The organism is Oceanobacter sp. ABM4_470 (assembly GCF_056158645.1).
Window position 1 is genome coordinate 665,334 of the sequence record NZ_JBSWTR010000001.1, and the last position, 17,509, is coordinate 682,842.

20 protein-coding genes are annotated in these 17,509 nt (G+C 52.1%); 15 read left to right on the top strand and 5 right to left on the bottom strand.

The features are described 5' to 3' along the window. Nucleotides 1-55 precede the first annotated feature (55 nt). Entirely contained in the window at nt 56-448 is a 393-nt protein-coding gene (locus tag ACXADJ_RS02900) for an MmcQ/YjbR family DNA-binding protein (RefSeq protein ID WP_475062881.1), read from the top strand. A gap of 15 nt (nt 449-463) precedes the next feature. Here ACXADJ_RS02900 and ACXADJ_RS02905 read toward each other — a convergent pair whose 3' ends face one another. Beyond that, nucleotides 464-1,429, bottom strand: a complete 966-nt coding sequence (locus tag ACXADJ_RS02905; protein ID WP_475062885.1) for an integron integrase — start codon at nt 1,427-1,429, stop codon at nt 464-466. A 730-nt stretch (nt 1,430-2,159) separates the two neighbouring features. On the opposite strand from ACXADJ_RS02905, the gene ACXADJ_RS02910 reads away from it, so the two are divergent. The 9 genes from ACXADJ_RS02910 (at nt 2,160) to ACXADJ_RS02950 (ending at nt 8,582) form a co-directional block, all read left to right on the top strand. After that, complete coding sequence (locus ACXADJ_RS02910; protein ID WP_475062889.1) at nt 2,160-2,582, top strand: hypothetical protein; 423 nt, start codon at nt 2,160-2,162, stop codon at nt 2,580-2,582. Between the two features lie 433 nt (nt 2,583-3,015). Then, complete coding sequence (locus ACXADJ_RS02915) at nt 3,016-3,360, top strand: hypothetical protein (RefSeq protein ID WP_475062891.1); 345 nt, start codon at nt 3,016-3,018, stop codon at nt 3,358-3,360. A 100-nt stretch (nt 3,361-3,460) separates the two neighbouring features. Further along, nucleotides 3,461-3,940 carry a hypothetical protein gene (locus ACXADJ_RS02920; RefSeq protein ID WP_475062893.1) on the top strand — a complete coding sequence of 160 codons (480 nt, stop codon included), beginning with the start codon at nt 3,461-3,463 and terminating at the stop codon, nt 3,938-3,940. 47 nt (nt 3,941-3,987) lie between these two features. Further along, on the top strand, nt 3,988-4,293 hold the full coding sequence (locus ACXADJ_RS02925) for a hypothetical protein (protein WP_475062896.1): 306 nt from the start codon (nt 3,988-3,990) through the stop codon (nt 4,291-4,293). Nucleotides 4,294-4,620: 327 nt separating this feature from the next. Beyond that, complete coding sequence (locus tag ACXADJ_RS02930) at nt 4,621-5,025, top strand: DDE-type integrase/transposase/recombinase (protein WP_475062898.1); 405 nt, start codon at nt 4,621-4,623, stop codon at nt 5,023-5,025. 253 nt (nt 5,026-5,278) lie between these two features. Beyond that, nucleotides 5,279-5,533: a type II toxin-antitoxin system Phd/YefM family antitoxin gene (locus ACXADJ_RS02935; RefSeq protein WP_475062900.1), complete on the top strand. Its 255-nt coding sequence runs from the start codon at nt 5,279-5,281 to the stop codon at nt 5,531-5,533. Continuing rightward, a complete protein-coding gene (locus ACXADJ_RS02940) occupies nt 5,526-5,789 on the top strand; it encodes a Txe/YoeB family addiction module toxin (protein WP_475062903.1) in 264 nt (87 codons plus the stop codon). The genes ACXADJ_RS02935 and ACXADJ_RS02940 overlap by 8 nt, the downstream gene beginning before the upstream one ends. A gap of 514 nt (nt 5,790-6,303) precedes the next feature. After that, nucleotides 6,304-7,893 carry a sensor histidine kinase gene (locus ACXADJ_RS02945; RefSeq protein WP_475062906.1) on the top strand — a complete coding sequence of 530 codons (1,590 nt, stop codon included), beginning with the start codon at nt 6,304-6,306 and terminating at the stop codon, nt 7,891-7,893. After that, on the top strand, nt 7,893-8,582 hold the full coding sequence (locus tag ACXADJ_RS02950; protein WP_028294503.1) for a response regulator transcription factor: 690 nt from the start codon (nt 7,893-7,895) through the stop codon (nt 8,580-8,582). The genes ACXADJ_RS02945 and ACXADJ_RS02950 overlap by 1 nt, the downstream gene beginning before the upstream one ends. A gap of 177 nt (nt 8,583-8,759) precedes the next feature. Here the strand turns inward: ACXADJ_RS02950 and ACXADJ_RS02955 are convergent, their stop codons facing one another. Then, the gene (locus ACXADJ_RS02955; protein ID WP_028294502.1) at nt 8,760-9,620 is read right to left on the bottom strand and encodes a delta-class carbonic anhydrase; all 861 of its coding nucleotides are present in this window, start codon (nt 9,618-9,620) and stop codon (nt 8,760-8,762) included. Nucleotides 9,621-9,844: 224 nt separating this feature from the next. Between ACXADJ_RS02955 and ACXADJ_RS02960 the strand changes: the two genes are divergently transcribed. Beyond that, a complete protein-coding gene (locus tag ACXADJ_RS02960) occupies nt 9,845-10,342 on the top strand; it encodes an NlpC/P60 family protein (RefSeq protein ID WP_028294501.1) in 498 nt (165 codons plus the stop codon). A 119-nt stretch (nt 10,343-10,461) separates the two neighbouring features. Beyond that, nucleotides 10,462-11,379 (top strand): glutaminase, encoded by a 918-nt coding sequence (locus ACXADJ_RS02965; RefSeq protein ID WP_475062911.1) that lies wholly within the window; start codon nt 10,462-10,464, stop codon nt 11,377-11,379. Nucleotide 11,380: 1 nt separating this feature from the next. Here ACXADJ_RS02965 and ACXADJ_RS02970 read toward each other — a convergent pair whose 3' ends face one another. Together ACXADJ_RS02970 and ACXADJ_RS02975 are read right to left on the bottom strand one after the other, a co-directional pair. After that, entirely contained in the window at nt 11,381-11,809 is a 429-nt protein-coding gene (locus tag ACXADJ_RS02970) for a group II truncated hemoglobin (protein ID WP_475062913.1), read from the bottom strand. A gap of 156 nt (nt 11,810-11,965) precedes the next feature. Beyond that, nucleotides 11,966-14,134 (bottom strand): TonB-dependent copper receptor, encoded by a 2,169-nt coding sequence (locus tag ACXADJ_RS02975; RefSeq protein ID WP_475062915.1) that lies wholly within the window; start codon nt 14,132-14,134, stop codon nt 11,966-11,968. Nucleotides 14,135-14,403: 269 nt separating this feature from the next. Here ACXADJ_RS02975 and ACXADJ_RS02980 point away from each other — a divergent pair, with 269 nt between their 5' ends. Together ACXADJ_RS02980 and ACXADJ_RS02985 are read left to right on the top strand one after the other, a co-directional pair. Beyond that, nucleotides 14,404-14,997 carry a hypothetical protein gene (locus tag ACXADJ_RS02980; RefSeq protein WP_028294497.1) on the top strand — a complete coding sequence of 198 codons (594 nt, stop codon included), beginning with the start codon at nt 14,404-14,406 and terminating at the stop codon, nt 14,995-14,997. 27 nt (nt 14,998-15,024) lie between these two features. After that, the gene (locus ACXADJ_RS02985; RefSeq protein ID WP_475062920.1) at nt 15,025-15,399 is read left to right on the top strand and encodes a cupin domain-containing protein; all 375 of its coding nucleotides are present in this window, start codon (nt 15,025-15,027) and stop codon (nt 15,397-15,399) included. A 305-nt stretch (nt 15,400-15,704) separates the two neighbouring features. On the opposite strand, the gene ACXADJ_RS02990 is transcribed toward ACXADJ_RS02985, so the two are convergent. Beyond that, nucleotides 15,705-16,475, bottom strand: coding sequence for an inositol monophosphatase family protein (locus ACXADJ_RS02990; protein ID WP_475062922.1), 771 nt, complete (start codon nt 16,473-16,475; stop codon nt 15,705-15,707). A gap of 144 nt (nt 16,476-16,619) precedes the next feature. Here ACXADJ_RS02990 and ACXADJ_RS02995 point away from each other — a divergent pair, with 144 nt between their 5' ends. Further along, nucleotides 16,620-17,504: an RNA methyltransferase gene (locus ACXADJ_RS02995; RefSeq protein WP_475062924.1), complete on the top strand. Its 885-nt coding sequence runs from the start codon at nt 16,620-16,622 to the stop codon at nt 17,502-17,504. Nucleotides 17,505-17,509: the final 5 nt, after the last annotated feature.

The following is a 17,509-nucleotide window of genomic DNA, read 5'->3' on the forward strand; positions in this document are numbered from 1 at the left end:
AGGTGTTTGGGACGAGAGCCGCTTGAGAAATACCAAATCGAAAAAGGCAGAAGCAATGAACAGCAATCTGGACGCAGTAAAACAGTATCTGGCCAGCAAACCCGAAGCACAGCTGGATTATCCCTTCGGCCCGGAAGCCGAGGTGTACAAGATTATGGGCAAAATGTTCGCGCTGCTAAGCCACAGAAACGGCCACGACTGCCTCAACCTCAAATGCGACCCGCAAGAAGCCATCGAACTGCGTGATGTATTCGATGCCGTTCAACCCGGCTACCACATGAACAAAAAGCACTGGAACACCGTAGTACTTGACGGCTCGCTGCCACAAGGAGAAATCGAACGCATGATCGACAATTCCTACACACTGGTAGTGCAGAGCTTGCGTAAAGGGGAAAGGTCAGGGCTGGAGGCGAGGCATGGTACACAGGCTATTTACGGAAATTGCTGATTACGACTGGAAACGTTAAATGGAAAGCCGATCCAACGGGCTTTCTGTACCCGCAAAATGCTGCCCGATCACATGCGTGTAAATCTGTGTGGTTGCCACATCGGTGTGGCCCAGCAACTCTTGCACGGTTCTGATGTCGCGACCCGATCGTAATAGCTCGGTCGCAAAGCTATGCCGGAAGGTATGGCAATTCACGCGTTTGTTAAAAATACCGGCTTTGAGTAGCACGGCTTTTAATGCTTTACGGGGCACCGAGTCATGCAGGTGATGCCGACATAGCACGCCCGTGACCGGATGGTTGCAAACACCGCTCGAGGGAAATAGAAACATCCATGCTGGCTGCCTGAAAGCATTCGGGTACTTTTTGCCAAGCGCATCGGGCAAAGATGGCCCGATACCTTTCAAATTATCTTGCTGCTGTATCGCAATGCTCTGCTGAATTTGCTCCCGAAGGCTTTGATGCACACTGGAGGGCAGAATAGTCACTCGGTCCTTACCGCCTTTACCATCATGAACCGTTAAAGAGCCTGCTGAGAAGTCGACGTCTTTAATGCGCAGGCGCAAGCACTCTGTGATGCGCAATCCAGATCCAAATAATAACGAAAAGATCAAATGATCTCGGCCTCTCATATGCTGCAGAATTGCTGCAACCTCTTGAGGAGAAAGCACGGTGGGTATCTTTCGGGGTTTATTTGCCTGTCGGAAATCCAGTTTTCCGAGCGGTTGTTCAAGGAATTTATCGTACAAAAACACCAGAGCGTTCAGTGCAACACGTTGAGTATTGGATGACACATGACGGTCTGATGCCAAATGTTCCAGAAAACACATGACCTCTGGCGGACCCATTTCACCTGGATGGCGTAAACCACTGTGTCGAATAAAGCATTTGATCCACTGCAGGTAAGTTTTCTCTGTTCTTAGGCTGTATCCGTTTAGCCGCATGAACCTGGAAATCTGATTGATGAATGGGCTTTTGCTCATGGTTCTACCCCTCCCGAGAGAACTGTATGAATGAACAGTATATCAATGGAGTAGGCGAAAGCATGCGTGTTTTGTCAGAATTGGTTGCTCGTTTTTCCAGCAGCTGTTAGCGTAAGTGGTTGAAATTAGAGTGGTTGGCAAAAGTGGAGAGACTGCTTTGCGTGCCATCAAGGATGGAAAAACGCGCATGCGCGTTTAGTCGGCGTTGAGCTGCTGGGTCAACTGGAAAATGGCCATAGAAATCAGAGGCTTGGGTATGATTTGCAACAATATAAGCCACCGACAAAACGCGCATGCTCAGAAATAAAGCTGTTATAAGCCATGATGAGAAAGTGCCCACAATGTAGCGACCAGTCGGTTAAAGTCAGGATGCTGTCTTTTTCGAATCGTATGCATTGTGATAAATGTTTTTTTCAATACGAATACACAGCACTGTCAAAGTGGTTTCTAGCTTTTGTCGGTGCGTTCATTCCGTCAATAGCTGTCGTATTAGGTTTGTTCACGGAAAGTTGGGTAGTTTTTGGTGTCGTGCTCATACTGCTGCCTTTTTTAGGCGAGTTTGTCTTTGCAAAGTACTGCACATTAAAACCGGTTGGTTTACGGGCAATGAGAGCAAAGCTAAGTGGAAAAAGCTTATAACAAGTTGCTGTTGTCGCCGCTGCGCGGCTGGGACAGCCTACTCGCCGCTTCGCTCTGTTCCGGCTGCCCCAAAGCAAGGCGTTAGGCCCCTATGAATCGAAACTACGAAATTGTTGACGGTATTTATCTAGTGCAAGGAAGTTACGAACTTGATTTGCACAATAACTTCGATTTCAAGAATCTGGAGTATTCGATAGCTGAGCGCAAACTAGTATTAATCTGGGAGCTCTCGAAAGGTGATTGGGTAGATTTAGATACGCCAAAGGCATTAACTATCGAGTTCAACGAAGTGAGTGAATTTCGCTTTATGCCGCGAGACTCAGAAACGCCTTTCACGGAAGACGACTGCTTAAACTCCTTTGGATATTGGGTAGATGAAGAATGGCTCGAAGGTGTCATTATGGTTGAGCCCAATCAAAAAGCTGAGCCACAATGGCTTACAGCAATTGATTTCATGTCTGGTGCGGTTTTGGCTGTCCAGGCGGAGAGTGCCAATGCAAAAGTTATGGCCTAACAAGGCAATTAAAAATCGCCCACAAAAAGCGTGGGCTGGACTCGCTAACGCTCGCCTTTTATTGCGGCGTTAAGTGTCTAATCGAGAATGAGCAAAGCTCTTGAGAAAATTTGGCTGTTACCGTTAGTGCTCGCACTTGTTGTAGTACTTTCATTTGCAGCAGTGTTAATCGGCCTTTTTCCAATGCCATATTATTTCGGCTTGGTTATACCATATCTCGTAGTGGGCAACCTAGGGCTAATTGCTTACGTTGCCGCCAGGCACAGAAAACAAATACTAAAGGTATCTTTAGTCAGTATTGTATCGCTAGGGTTAGCATATCTATGGACAATACAAACGGCTTAAGTGCAAAACACTTAACAAGCAAAGGCAGCATCGCCCTTCGGGCTGGACGCGCTAACGCGCGCCGCTGCTTTGGCCGTTAAATGTATCCATGAATAAGCTGCTTCCACAATTCGAAAATGTAAGATCCTGGCAGGCGATCCTACTGGCTGCATTTAGCGTGCTGCTGACATGGCTTGCAACAATTTATGCAGTAGCTGAGTACGTGGAGAAAGCTGGCTCCGAGATATCTGAGTTAGGTGGTTACTCTAAAGTTGCAGCAACCACATTTGATGGCACGGCTATTATTTTCGGCTTGGGTGTTTATGTTGTGGCTGGGTTTTTATGCCTATTGGTTCTTTCTATTTTCAAAGGGCTTCGGGCGTCTCCGTTTGCTCAAGTGATATGGGCGCTGTTAATTTTTATAGGGGTGATTCTTGCCAAGGTATTTAGCTAAAACATTTAACAAGGCGCTGTTGTCGCCGCTATCGCGGCTGGGACAGCCTACACTGCGTTTCGGCTGCCCCAAAGCTTGGCGTTAAATATAAATGAGTGCTATGAAATACCTTGATGCAATTATACTGTTTGTCAGCGGTTGTTTCTTTTTAACAGAGGCTTTAAAGCCTTTTCCCGAAAAGCATGAGTTAGAATATACTGAAGGACAGATCTCTAGTGTTAGCCCTTGTAATAAACCTATAAAAGGACGTTTCCTTCAGACGATTGCGATAACCGGAGTAGATGGGAAAGTTGTAAAATTCAAGAGACCCTGCGTCAGTGGGTTTAAGAGACTTTCTGAACGCGATGTTGAGAAAACTGCAAGTATATTTTATGAAATAGAATACATTTTCTTTTTATATCCAGAAGTAGAGGTATTCCACTTTAATGTAGGTAAAGTAAATTATACCGATTACATAGATAAAAAGTCTGATCGTATGATAAAGCCACTTAATACCCTAATGGGGTTGGGGTTTTTATTTGCATCTGTGTTCATGGCTATAAGAATATTTAACAAACGCGTCAATAAATACGCTCGCTAGCTCGCGCTTATTGCGCGGGCGTTATATTTCTAGGAGAATTTGGCACTATGTCAGCTGAAACTATATCACTTATTGCTGTTTTAGTTGCAGGATTATCAGCTTTTTATGCTCGCTGGGCTTTTAAGGAAGCTAAAAAGGCAAATGAGCTGAATCGCTTCAAAGCTCTCCTTGATTTAAAAAGTGGTTACTTAGCCGAAATGAATAATCAAATAATAGCTGCTAAAGATTGGGGCAAAGATGATGGTTTTGCTCAAGCTTGCCGCGATAAATTTGCTAAATCTGACACCAAACATCGAGAAGTGTGCAAAGAACTTGATGCTTACCACTCACGTTTAGTGAAAAACGAAATATAACAAACAGTTAAAGCGGGACTTATGATCTTCCCCCATTTTACCGGACACCTTTTTAACGACGAAAAGGTGTTCTATGCCAGCTTACAATAACCAGAAAAAGACAAAGCAATAGTCGCTTGAATTTAAACGCTCGGCGGTTGAGATGAGTCTTGAAGAGGATGTTCAAGTGCAGCAAGTTGCAGAGCGTTTGTTCCACGTTTTCGGAAATTAAGCCGTTCATGCTGTCACGATGGCGGAAAGAATACCGGGAGGGTCTGTTGAAGCCTTCTCGACTGCCATCAAAAGCAGCGAAACCGACCGTGAGCAAAGCGAAGAAAGCGGCATGGAATGAGAAGACGCTGTTCACGAGTTTACAAACCAGCTTCAAAAGGCACGAGAGAGTGCTATAGCAAGCATCCGAATCGCTTGATTGATGCAGGTAAACCAACCGCATTGAACCAGCAATGGGTGGGAGATGTGACGTACTTGAATGTCGGCAAGCAGTGGTTCTACCTGTCGACGGTCATGGGTCGGTTTTCTCGTCGTATCCTGAGTTGGAAACTGAGCCATGAAAGAACCGCCAGGGTCACATGTCAGGTATTGAAACTAGCGTTAAAAGTTAGTGGGAGCCAGGGTTCAGGAATCATTTTTCACACAGACCGTGGCAGTGATTATGGCGCTGAGGCGGTGCAAAAACTGCTTGGTAGCAAAGGGATGATTTGCGGGCATGAACCGACCGGGAAAGTGTACTGACAACGGAGCTATGGAGTCGTTCTTTCACAGCCTGAAAGCGGAAAAGTTAACCGCCAACATTTGAAAAACATACTCAGGGTTACAGTCGGCGCTCAAACAGTATATTGATCGTTTTTACAACAGAACTCGCTTGCACTCTGGCTTGGGATAGTCAGGCCTTGGCTGCCAGAAACAGGGCTATGTACGGTATCTTGTACATGTTTGCACTCTTAGGCTAAACTTGTCCTCTGTAATGTACAAGTCAGGTGCCGACATGAGAATCGTCTCTTTCACTGAAGCTCGGAACAGTCTCAAGTCTGTTTTGGATAACGTCATCAACGATGCGGATACGACGGTAATCACTCGCCGGGATTCCGAGGATGCTGTTGTGATGTCATTGGATTACTACAACAGCCTTATGGAAACGGTTCACTTGCTCCGTTCACCAGCAAATGCTGAGCATTTAAACCGTTCAATAGAGCAGTATAAAAAGGGCAAAACGACTCAGCGAGAACTTATTGATGAGTAACCGGCTGTTATCGTGGACTTATGAAGCCTGGGATAGCTACGTTTATTGGCAGAATCAGGACAAGAAAACTCTGAAGCGTGTCAATAAGCTCATTACTGATGTGCAACGTTCGCCTTTTGATGGAATAGGAAAACCAGAGCCTTTTAAAGAAAACCTGTCGGGCTTCTGGTCTCGCAGAATTGATGATACTAATCGTTTAGTATACGCCGTGGATGATACGGCAATTACTGTTATTTCGTGTCGCTATCATTATTAGTAGGTGGCAGCTAACAAACAAATGTTGGGGGCACAAACACGCGGGCTCTGCTTCGCAGTATAGCCCACGCGTTTGTGCCGCCAAATTAGGACGTTAGTAATCCTTCTGGTGATCTGCTCTATGGCAGTGGTGCAGAATCCGGTGAATAGTTCGGTGGAGCCGTAATCGCTGTGTTGTACCGCTGTGCAACCTGAAAGAGTTTCGTGAATAAATTCACTCCTACATGGAATCCTTGTAGGAGCGGTTTTAACCGCGAATCAGCGTTGAAAATATTCGCGAGCAAGCTCACTCCTGCACTCACGTCGCGTAGCAGCTGGTTTGTCTGCGAATAACACCGGGAATGTTGACGCCGCCCAACCTGAAAGAGTTTCGTGAATAAATGCGCTCCTGCAAGGAATCGTTGCAGGAGCTTCACGCACCGAAACCATTTATTCCAATCTAAAACCGATATACTGATCACCTGAAATAACGTCTCAACTGCGGTTGGTGTTACGGTCGGTTATACGGGTGATGCATGTTCAAGAAAAAGCTGTTTTTGTTCGGTTTTCTGTCGGCGGCGGTACTGATTATCGCCTTGGCTGGCGTGGCGGTATCGGCTCATATTACCCGCGAAAACCTCAAGCAAAGCATGGTGGCGCAGAGCCTGCTGAGCGAGCACCAGCAGCTTTCGAGTATTTCCTATCGACTGTTCAAGCAACTTACCGATGAGCTGATTTTCGGCCGCAATGCCAACCAGGCGTTGGTGCGCCGCAAGCAGGAGTTGATTGATCAGTCGTTGCGAATCATCCGGGAGCTGGAGATCGAACAGCGGCAAGCCCTGGGCGAACAACTCACTCAAGGCAGTGTGGAAGATACCGACGAACTCGAAGCCTTGCTGCAAGCAATCATCACCGAGTTTCGGGCCATCATTGCTGAAAACGACCAAACGCCATTAAGCCAGCGGGCGCGCTTTCAGCAGTTGCTGGAAGTCACCATCGACAACCAGTTCCGCGAGGCTATTAACGCAGCGGTTACCCGTCAGAGCCGTATGGTGTCGGCTACCAATGCCCGTATTGATACGCTCAATACCGCGCTGGTGTGGTTCACTATTTTGCTCGGTGTATTGGTCGGCCCATTTATTGTGTTTGGCTGCTTCTGGCTGTTTAACCAGCTCTATCAGCCGTTAAGTGAAATCACTACTGGCACCCGTCTGATTGCCTCCGGCGATTACAAAACCCGTTTGCCAGAAAACCTCGACAGTGAGTTCGACTCTCTGGTGCAGTCGTTGAACCAGCTGGCTACCCGGCTGGCGGAGCACGAGCAACAGCAAGAGCAGCAAAACCAGCAGCTGCAATTTGAAGTGGAGCAGCGCACCCGCGAGCTGACCGAGGCCAACCATCAGCTGACCATGCTGGATGCCCGTCGTAAGCAGTTTATTGCCGATGTGTCCCATGAGCTTCGCACTCCTCTAACGGTCATTAGAGGTGAGGCTCAGGTGACCTTGCGTCAGCAAACCGGCGACGAAGCCGTGTATCGTGAAACCCTCAATATCATTCTTGAACAAGCGGTGGGCCTGAGTCGTCTGGTCGACGACCTGTTGTTGCTGGCGCGTGCCGAAATGAGCGAGCTGCGCTTGCATCTTGCGCCGGTGAATCTGGCGGAATTGGTACAGAATCAGTGTCGACACTGGCAGCGTTTGATGCCCAAGCGTCAGTTTGATCTGGAAGTTGCGCCGCAGCTGAACGAGTGCCTGGCGATGGCGGATGAGCAGCGTTTGCAGCAAGCGGTGGCGATTTTGATGGACAATGCCACCAAGTATTCACCGCTGGAAGGCCGGGTGACCCTTAGCCTGTCGAGATCCGATACTCAAACCGGCGAGTATTATCAGATTCAGGTGGTGGACGAAGGCGAGGGGATTTCGCCAGCGGATTTGCAGCATATCTTCGAACGCTTTGTGCGCTTCAAGCCGCGTGCGGAAGGCATGGGGCTGGGGCTTGCCATCGCCAAAGCCATTGTGCAGGCGCATCATGGCGATATTCGGGCGCAGTCGTCGGCCAGTGGTTCGGTGTTTAGCCTGATGATTCCTGTCACCGCCAACGGCGTTAGCCTGGAGAACAAGAGCTGATGAAAATTCTGATTGCTGATGACGAAGTGCCGCTGCTAAATTTTCTGGAGCGCGGTTTGCGGGCGGAAGGCTTTGAGGTGGTGAGTGAGTCGTCGGTGTTGAAGCTGTTGACTACCATCGAGCAAGAGCAGCCGCAGGTCGCCGTGCTTGATCGTATGTTTGGCAATGAAGACAGCGTCAGCCTGTTGAGCCACATCAAACGACTGCCGGTACCGCCGATGGTACTGCTGTTGACCGCACGGGACGATGTGTCAGACCGTGTAGAGGGACTGCGTGAAGGTGCCGATGACTACCTGTGCAAACCGTTCGACTTTGATGAATTACTGGCCCGTATCGAAGTGCTGGGACGTCGGCCTGTGGTGGCTCACGTGGTGGAAACCCGCACGCTGGATTGTGGCTGTGGTGAGCTGGTTTTGGATCTGGATGAGCGTATTGCCCGGTTGCAGGATGAAGAAATGCAGCTGACCAAGTTGGAATTCGACTTGTTGCAATATTTGTTGGAAAACGCCGGCAAGGTGCTGACCAGGGAGCGGATTTTGAGCCGGGTATGGCAGTCGGTGCGAGACCCGCAAACCAACATTGTGGATGTGTACATCAGTCGCTTGCGTCAGCGATTGGCGCAGACCGATGATTTGAAAATTGAAACCCTTCGCGGCAGTGGTTACCGGTTATTGCACACAGCGCATTAAGCGTTGGCGGTTTTAACCGCGAATCGATGCTGCTGGTGTTTCGTGAATAAATTCACTCCTACATGAACGGCACGTGGGGCTGGATGTAGGAGCTGGCTTGCCTGCGATGTAACCTTCCAATAAACAGAAAAGGGTGTGCGGCGCACACCCTTTAGGGGACATCAGTCTTAGGGGAAATCAGTCGATTTTAGACAGCAGGTCCGGGTTGATTACCAGGTTACGAACGCCGTGTGCGTGGTCTTCCTTGAAGACGTTGCTGTCACACCATTCGTCAACAGAGGCGATGTCTACCACGGCAACTTTCGGGCGAACGCTCCAGCTAACCTGGAATGGGGAACCGCCTTCGTTGTATTTCGGGCCAGTGGTGGAGCCTTCGTATTGAACCGGTGCACCCATGTTGGTCGGGATGTTTGGCGCCTGGTGGTAGCCGTTCACTTCTGCAATTTGAGTCATCTTGGTGAAGTCGATGGCTTTGCTGTCGTTAGCCAGAACGATCACCTGGGTTTCTACGCGCAGCTGTGGGTTGCCGATGCTGTCAGCCAGACAAGAACCCAGAGTTGGACCAGGTTTTACCGGTGCAGTGGAGTGTACGAAGTGTACTTCCAGCGTTTCGCCTACTTTCAGGCCGTGACCCTTGTCGCCACATACGTTGCCTTTGTATGGCTTCAGCTGGGATTTGGTCAGCTTGCCGTCGTACAGGAAACCGGTGCCGTGGCCTTTGCCATCGCCGTTACCCTGATAAGTCGTGAATTCGCCGCCCTTGTGCTCAGCGCCGCTGTGGAAGTGGATGTTGCACAGGTTCATTTGAGTGTGGGATGGCGCTTCAGAGAAGATGATCTTGTTGTTGCCAGCCAGAGTGTCGATGTCACGCGGAGACTGTGGGCCAAAGCCTTTGCCTTCGGTGTTGGTGGCCAGGTTGGCGCGCTGCTCGGCAATCACACTGTCGGCAACGTCTTTGGAGGAACCAGCCTGAGTGGACATGGAAACGGCAGTCAGCAATACGGCCGGTGCAAGAAACGCGATGTGCTTGGTGTTCATGTTGAGTCCTCTGTTAAGAAGACGTCAAGGTAGCTAACCGCTCTGAAAAGAACCTGAACTGAACATTAAAAACAGATTAACAAACGCTAACGAACCAAACCTGAAGCAGTTACATCCGGTTACCTCGAGCAACTGAAAGCAGATGGGTGTTCGCCCACGTAAGTGTAAACCTGCTCGAACCTCCCGCTTTGGCTTGTCACAATACGCTGATTGGGAGGAAGAGTATGAGAATCGGGTATCTGACCACCGTATTGGCTGTTGTGGCGGTGTGTTCCGGCTGGCTGTCGGGGTGCAGCAGTTCAGCACCAAAGGCATCGTCGCAACCACTGGATATTATGGATCTGGTGGACGGCGTTGATGTGCGCGACAAACTGTATCAGCAGTACGATGACTGGCGCGGCACTCGTTATCAGTGGGGCGGGCAGTCCCGCAGCGGCGTCGACTGCTCGGGGTTTGTGCAGCTAACCTACACCCGTGTACTGGGCAGTTGGGTGCCCAGAACCACCTTGTTGCAAAGCCAGTTTGGTCGGGCTGTCAATCGAGTGGATTTACAGCCCGGTGATCTGGTGTTTTTCAAAACCGGGTTTGATACCCGCCATGTCGGTATGTATTTGCAAGATGGTGACTTCCTCCATGCCTCTACCACCGCTGGTGTCACAATTTCCAACCTTGATGAGCCATACTGGCAGCAGCACTATTGGCAGTCCCGCCGAATGCCCTGAATTTCGTGTTAAGAATCCCGTGTTTGGAATCAGGCCTGGCAACCCTTGAATATCTGCTCTTCCGGCGTCTTTCCCCTGTAGTACTATCACGGCCTGAACAGACGATCGAGGTGAAGGCCTTGCAAGACATTCTGGACGACATTGTCGCCACCATTGGCAAAAGCGATGACCGCGGCAACGTGGCGGACTATATTCCTGAGCTGGCTGGAGTCGACCCCAATCAGTTTGGCATCTGTGTGGCGACGACCGACGGACAGGTGTTCAGTGCGGGCGATAGCGAGCAGCTGTTTTCCATTCAGAGTATCTCCAAGGTGTTCAGCCTGACGGTGGCGCTCGGCCATCTGGGCGACGGTGTGTGGAAATGGGTTGGCCGCGAGCCATCGGGCGATCCGTTCAATTCCATCGTGCAGTTGGAACACGAACACGGTAAGCCGCGAAACCCTTTTATCAACGCCGGTGCCATTGCCATTGCAGACGCCATTTTGATGAAGCGCCTGCCGAAGGAAGCCTTGGCTGAAATCCTCAGCTTTGTGCGCTTTATTGCCGATGACGAGTCAATTTGCTTCGACAGCAAAGTCGCTCAGTCTGAGTTGGATACCGGTGAGCGAAACCGCGCTCTGGCGCATTTTATGAAAGCCTACGGCATCGTGAAACAGCCGGTCGATTACGTACTGGGAACCTATTTTCACCACTGCGCCATTGCCATGAATTGCCGCCAATTGGCGCAGGCCGGTTTATTTCTGGCAGGGGATGGCCGCAACCCGGTAACGGGTGTTCAGGTGATTTCTTCCAACCGTGCCCGGCGCATCAATTCCCTGATGCTGATGTGTGGCCACTACGATGGTTCCGGGGAGTTTGCTTTTCGGGTTGGCTTGCCGGGCAAGAGTGGTGTTGGTGGTGGCATTCTGGCCGTTGCACCGGGCAAGGCATCGATTGCGGTGTGGTCACCGGGTTTGGACGACGTCGGTAACAGCAAGCTGGGCACCGCCGCGCTGGAGCGACTGGTACAGAAAACCGGTTGGTCTGTATTTGCCTGAATCAGCGATTCGCCATGCGATGCTGACATACCTGCAATACCCGCTGCGCCGGACGACTGAGCTCACGAACCAGGTATTCACGAAAATCATCCGGGTAGTCCAGCTGCTGTAGGGCCTGATCCATACAGGTGAGCCAGGCACGGGTGCTGTGCAAGTCGGCGGGTAAATGAGCGTGGGCTTGTGGAATGCTGATCGGACCGTAATGCTCCCGATACAGCTTTGGCCCACCAGTCCAGCCGCTCAGGAAAAACGCCAACTTGCGGCTGGATTCCGTCAGGTCGGCTGGGTGCATAGCGCGCAGGCTGGCTGCTTCTGGCAAGGTGTCCATAATCTGATAAAAACGATCGCATAGCTGGGTCAGCCCTGGCAGCTGTCCTGCTGCCTGATACGTGGCGTCGCCATCGCCGTATTCACGTTTATCCGTTGTCATATCGGGTCTCACTCACTTTGCGTTCTGTCAGGTTTGGGGGGGGCAGGAGAATCATACTCGGGTGCATATTCAGGCTGCCAGTGTAATTCACGTTGGCGGCTTGTCTGAATCTGCCTTCCTGTTCCCCTGTCAATGTCCCTCTCAGTAACCCTGTTATCAGAAGCTGTATTGAGCTTTCACCCAAAAAGTCCGACCCGGTTCATTAACGCGAGTGTCGTTCTCATAGCCAGCAATGGCAGCCCCCGAGCGTGAAATATGCTCGGCGTAGGCTTTGTCGAACAGGTTGTCGATACCGCTGCTGATGCGCAGGTCGCTGCTGACTTTATAAGCCAGATGCAGGGACGTTCCCTGGAAGGCCGGGCTGCGGCCGATGTCCTGCCCAACCACGGTGCCGGTGCCTTCGGCAACGCGATTTTGTGCAGCGACGCCACGCCATAAGGCTCCGGCTTCCCAGTTGTCTGTTTGCCAGGTGAGTCCCAGCTTGGCTTCCAATGGCGGCATTTGTCCCAGCGGCTGATGGTCGGTGAGATTGTGGCCGTGAACCCACGCTAGTGAGGCGTTGGTTTTCCATTGCTCGCTCAGGTTAATCGTTGCATCGGCTTCTGCGCCCCAGCTACGTGCGGTGACATTACGGGCGTTGGATGCAAAGCCGCTGACGTCCGGCAGTTGCTCAACCAGAATGTAGTTGTTGTGGTGGGCGTAGAACACCGACAGGCTGCCTTTGGCATAGCCGCTGGTGTGAATCATGCCCATATCAATCTGGGTGGTGGCTTCGGGTGACAACTCGAACGTACTGGCGCTGCCACTCATCATCATGCTGGTGGCGGCCGGTTTTTTGGTGCGTTCCCAGTAATCGGCGGCGCGTTCGCTGTGGCCAAGGCCCACATACCAGCGATGGGTGCCGCGCATGTTCTGTTCGTATCGTATGAACATGCTCTTGAGAGTTTGCTGGTCACTGTTGCCTGCGGTCTCAACGCCAGAGCGCAGGTCGCGGGCGTAGTCCTTGTTCAAGCGCAGGCCCAGATGCAGGCTGTTGAAATTGGCCAGCGGCTGATCCAGTTCGGCGTATAGTCCGGTGCTGGTAAAGCGCATGTCGTCTACGCGGCTGAGGTTTTTATAGGCCGGGGCCATTCCCATCATGCCCATCGCCGTTCGATTACGATGATTGTTGGCCTGCCAATCGAGGCCAACCTCCAATTCGCCAGCTGGTAATTGCGCCAGATTCAGGTCGTTGGACAGTACCAGTGCAGCGCCTTTGGAATCCCGGTCGGGGTTGCTGACCATGGTCATCCCTGTGTTATTGCGCAAGCTGTAGTTGTCCATCACGTGGTCGATGCGATTGCGGTAAAAACGGGCTTCCAGTTGCTGCGCGCTGATCAGGCTGTCGTTGCTGCCATACAGTTGCTGAACCCAACGCACACCGGCGTTGTTACGTTTGAACTGAGCGCCGTCCATCGATCGGTCGGCGTAGCGTGCTTCACCGTCGCTGGTGCCAAGGCTGACCTCCAGGCGTGTTGCGGCTGTGGGGGTTAGGCCCAGCGTGGCGTCGGTGCTCCAGCGAGTGTAGGCAGAATGTACTTCGTCGCCGTTGCCGTCAGTGTAGTTATTGGCGTCCGCTCGGGTGCCATTGAGCTTCAGGTAACCTGTCTGGTTGCCTGCCAGCAGATGCACCATCTGGTCATTACGGTCGGCGCTGGCGTACAGCAAGCTGGCGTCACCGCTGATATCGGCTTCTTCAAAAACCGGCTCCTTACGCTCAAATCGCACCACACCCGCGCTGGTGCCTGGGCCATTTTTGACCGATTGCGGCCCCTTGATGATGGTCACCTGATCATAGGATTCCGGAAATACATACGCCGTTGGTGGGTCCATACGCATGCCACAGCCGCCCAGAATTTGCTCACCGTCCAGGACGATGCCAAGCCGTGATGCGGCCATGCCGCGCAATACCGGATCGCCGTCGCTACCGCCCTTGCGCACCACACTGAATCCCGGAATGTTCTTCAGCAGGTCAGCGCCATCCGCAGCTGGCAAAGGCTGACGAGGTGCTTTGGGGTCGGTGATCAAATACAGAGGGTCTTGTGTCTGAATGCCGGTGACCACGATGGTGTCTTGCACTGCAAGCAGGGTGTCTTGTTCGGCAGCGTTGTCGGCGATGGCCTGATGGCTGGCCGCCATGCTGAACACGGTAATGCCAGCGATGGATTTCATGGCGGTAGCCACTGCTTTGGTCAATAACTTGGGGCTTGGCTTAGCGTTTGGTTTAGCGCTTGGCTGGCAAGCCGCTTCAAGGGTGTGGAGCGAAGTGTTTGATACCTGCGTCATGCGTGGGGTTCCTGACAGCGATCCCTGAGTGATTGTTGTTCGGCGGCGGAGCTTACCAAGGGGCATTGGAGTTGCCGTGTGACGGGATGTCGCATGCTTAAGCCAGGTTTAAGCCCAGGTTTGGACTGCTTTGTCAGGCGCTGGAGTTCCTTCTGTGGTACTGGCGATCAGTTTCTGCTCAGTCGTTGATGGTCGTCGCGAATTGGCATTGCCATGGTCCAAGGGCGCAGGGATGCTTCGGTTTTTATACAAGGACAAGGGTCCGGGCTATGGATTTGTTTTTACAGGTATGGGCAGCATCGTTTTATCTGTCCAACAAGGTGCTGTTTGCCATTGCTGAGTCCCGCGATGAAGAATGGAAGCGCAAGCTGAAAATCGTCGGTTGGGCTATTTACATTCTGGGCGTGCCGCCGTGGGTAATCATCATGGTGGCCAAAAGCAACTGGATGGCCGCTGCCATTGAAGCGGGCGGTATTCCGGCCATGATGCTGGGTTTGTACAACGTGATCAAAGGCCAGCCATCGACCAACCGTTTGCTGAACCGATCCATTGAGGCCTTTACCTACAGCATGTTGGCGCTGGGCATTGGCTACAGCTTGTATGAATACGGCGGCATCAGTGCACTGTCCCAGGTGCTGGAGTTCGGCGTGACGATTGGCTTCTTGCTGGGCAGTTACTACATGGCCAAGGGCAGCATGTACGGCTGGTTGTTCTTTGCCCTGATGAATATTTCTATGGGCAGCCTGACCCTGCTGCAAGACAAATACATCCTGGCTATCCAGCAAATGATGTCTCTCAGCTTCGTGATGTACGGCTTTATGGTGGCGCGCAACAACGCTCGCCGTCAGGCCGCTGGCGGCTGATTGTTCAACGTTTCAGGAGCGTAAAGGATGCTTACCACACCGCAGTATTTCAACACCGCCGCCGAAGACGAGTATTTCTTCGTTGAAGGCTGCCACATCCTTGAATACCTCAACGACCCGGCAGACAGCGAGTGTTCCATTGCTCGCGCCCGGGTGCAGCCGGGCGTACAAACCCGGTTGCATTCGCTGACGGATACCACAGAGCGTTACCTGATCCAGTCGGGCAGTGGCATCGCCACCATTGATGGTGAAACCAGGCGTCTTGCGGCTGGGGATGTAGTGGTGATTCCTGCCGACTGTCCGCAACAGATTCGCAATGACGGCGAACAGGATCTGGTATTTCTGGCTATTTGTACCCCTCGCTTTGTGCCGGGGTGCTATCGGGATTTGGAAAATTCCTGATTTGAGTAACACAGGGATGCCAAAAGAATGTTGATCTGCTGATTTCAGGCCTTGCGTCGCCCTAGTTTCACTGCAAAATCCAAGCAGCCCTCCCAACCACCACCCACAAAAAAGCCCGCCGTTACGGCAGGCTTTTATGCAGGCTTTGCTGGTCGCAAAGCTGGGGTTCCCCGATCAGCTGCAGCAAATACATCAGGTTGGCTATCATGGCTGTCTCCTGAACAGACTGTTAGTCATCAGTCTGGTTCAGGAATTGCCATTCAGCCAGCCGGGTTTGGCTGGTGGCAGCTGTCGTTCAGAACTTATCAGCCTTGCAGCAAGCTTTTCAGCAGGCGTGGGTTGCAGACAGCGATGTTTGCACCTGGCTTCAGCTGAGGCTGGCCAGTAACGTCAGAAACCAGTGCGCCAGCTTCGGAGGCAATCAGGCCACCGGCTTGCAGGGCAAACTCGTCGATGTTGCTCAGCAGGGCACCCTGGAAGCGGTCGGCGGCTACGTAGCACAGGGACAAGGCGTTGGAGCCAATGTTGCGCAGGTCGTAGCTGGTGCTCATCAGTTTCATCAGGCGTTCGCGCTGGGCGTAGGCGTCTTCACCCACACCGGATGGCTGGGTGTAACCTACCATGGCGTCTGCCAGGGTGTTTACGTTGCCAACACGGATACGACGGTTGTTGGCTTGCGCACCACGGCCACGGGAAGCAGTGAACTCGTCACTGTTCAGCGGGTTGGTGATGATGGCGTGTTCGGTTTTGCCGTTGATCTTGCAGGCAATGATGATGGCGAAGGTTGGAATACCCACGCGGAAGTTAGCGATGTCGTCGATAACACAGACAGACCATTCAGGCTGCTTTTCATCACCAGCGTTCAGACCGGTTTCGCGGCCCTTGTAGTTGTGTTCCGGGTAGGATTTTTTCAGATCAAAGATGATCGCTTTTTCCAGACCGATGGAGCAATCGGCGATGAACTTTGCTTTTTCCTGATCGGAGCTTTGTGAAGAATCAAAACGGTCCAGGCGGCGGACCAGGTCTTCACCGGCATTGCGTGCAGCACGCAGAGCCAGATTTACCATTGGCTGCATTTCGACAACTATCTCTTAAAGAACGGGGGAACAGGTAATTATATCAGGATGGTGGTGCGTGTCGATGCCTGTTTGATACACTTTCGCGCCTCGAATTATTTCGTCGATTTGTTTTTACCCTGCCAGCCACCGAAGGAAAGCCACTTGAGCGACCAGACACCGTCACCCGCTGCCGCCGAAGACGCCACCGTTACCCGTTTTGAAGGCATGAATCTGCTGGATGCCATCGACATTGTGATGGTGAACACCACGCACGCCGGCAATATTGGTGCAGCGGCCCGTGCCATGAAGAACATGGGCATTGGTCAATTGGTGCTGGTCGACCCGATTGCGGCAGTGGATGAAGAAGCCGTCACCCGTGCTTCCCGCGCCGACGACATTCTGGAGCGGGTGCGCATTGTACCGACGCTGGAAGACGCCATTGCCGATTCTGTGTTGGTGGTGGGTACCAGTGCCCGTAGCCGTCATATTCCGTGGCCGTTGATGTCGCCACGCCAGTTGGGTGGCAGTGTGATTCCGGTAGCGCAGGCGGGCGGGCGTATTTCCCTGGTGTTTGGGCGCGAGTCCCGCGGCTTGACCAACGAAGAGCTGCACCTGTGCCATGCCCACGTACACATTCCTACCGAAGAAAGCTTTTCTTCGTTGAACGTGGCGCAGGCGATTCAGGTGCTGTGCTACGAAATGCGGCTGGCAGCGATGGAGGCTGAACAGGCGCTGGGCGGCAATGTGCAGTCCGAATCGGCTCCGGTGATGGGGCAGCGTTGGGGCGTCGACTGGGATCATCCGCCAGCGACGCATAAAGAGTTGAACGGTATGATTCAGCATCTTGAACAGACGCTGGTTGATATTGGCTTCCTTGACCCCAATACACCGAAGCAACTGATGACCCGTATCCGTCGACTGTTTCAGCGCGCTGAACCGGATCGCATGGAAATCAATATTCTGCGTGGCATGTTTTCATCGGTTCGGCAGCAAGCCGACAAGCTGAAAACCAGTCAGCAATCCCGGGCCGATGGCGACGACGCTTAGTAATC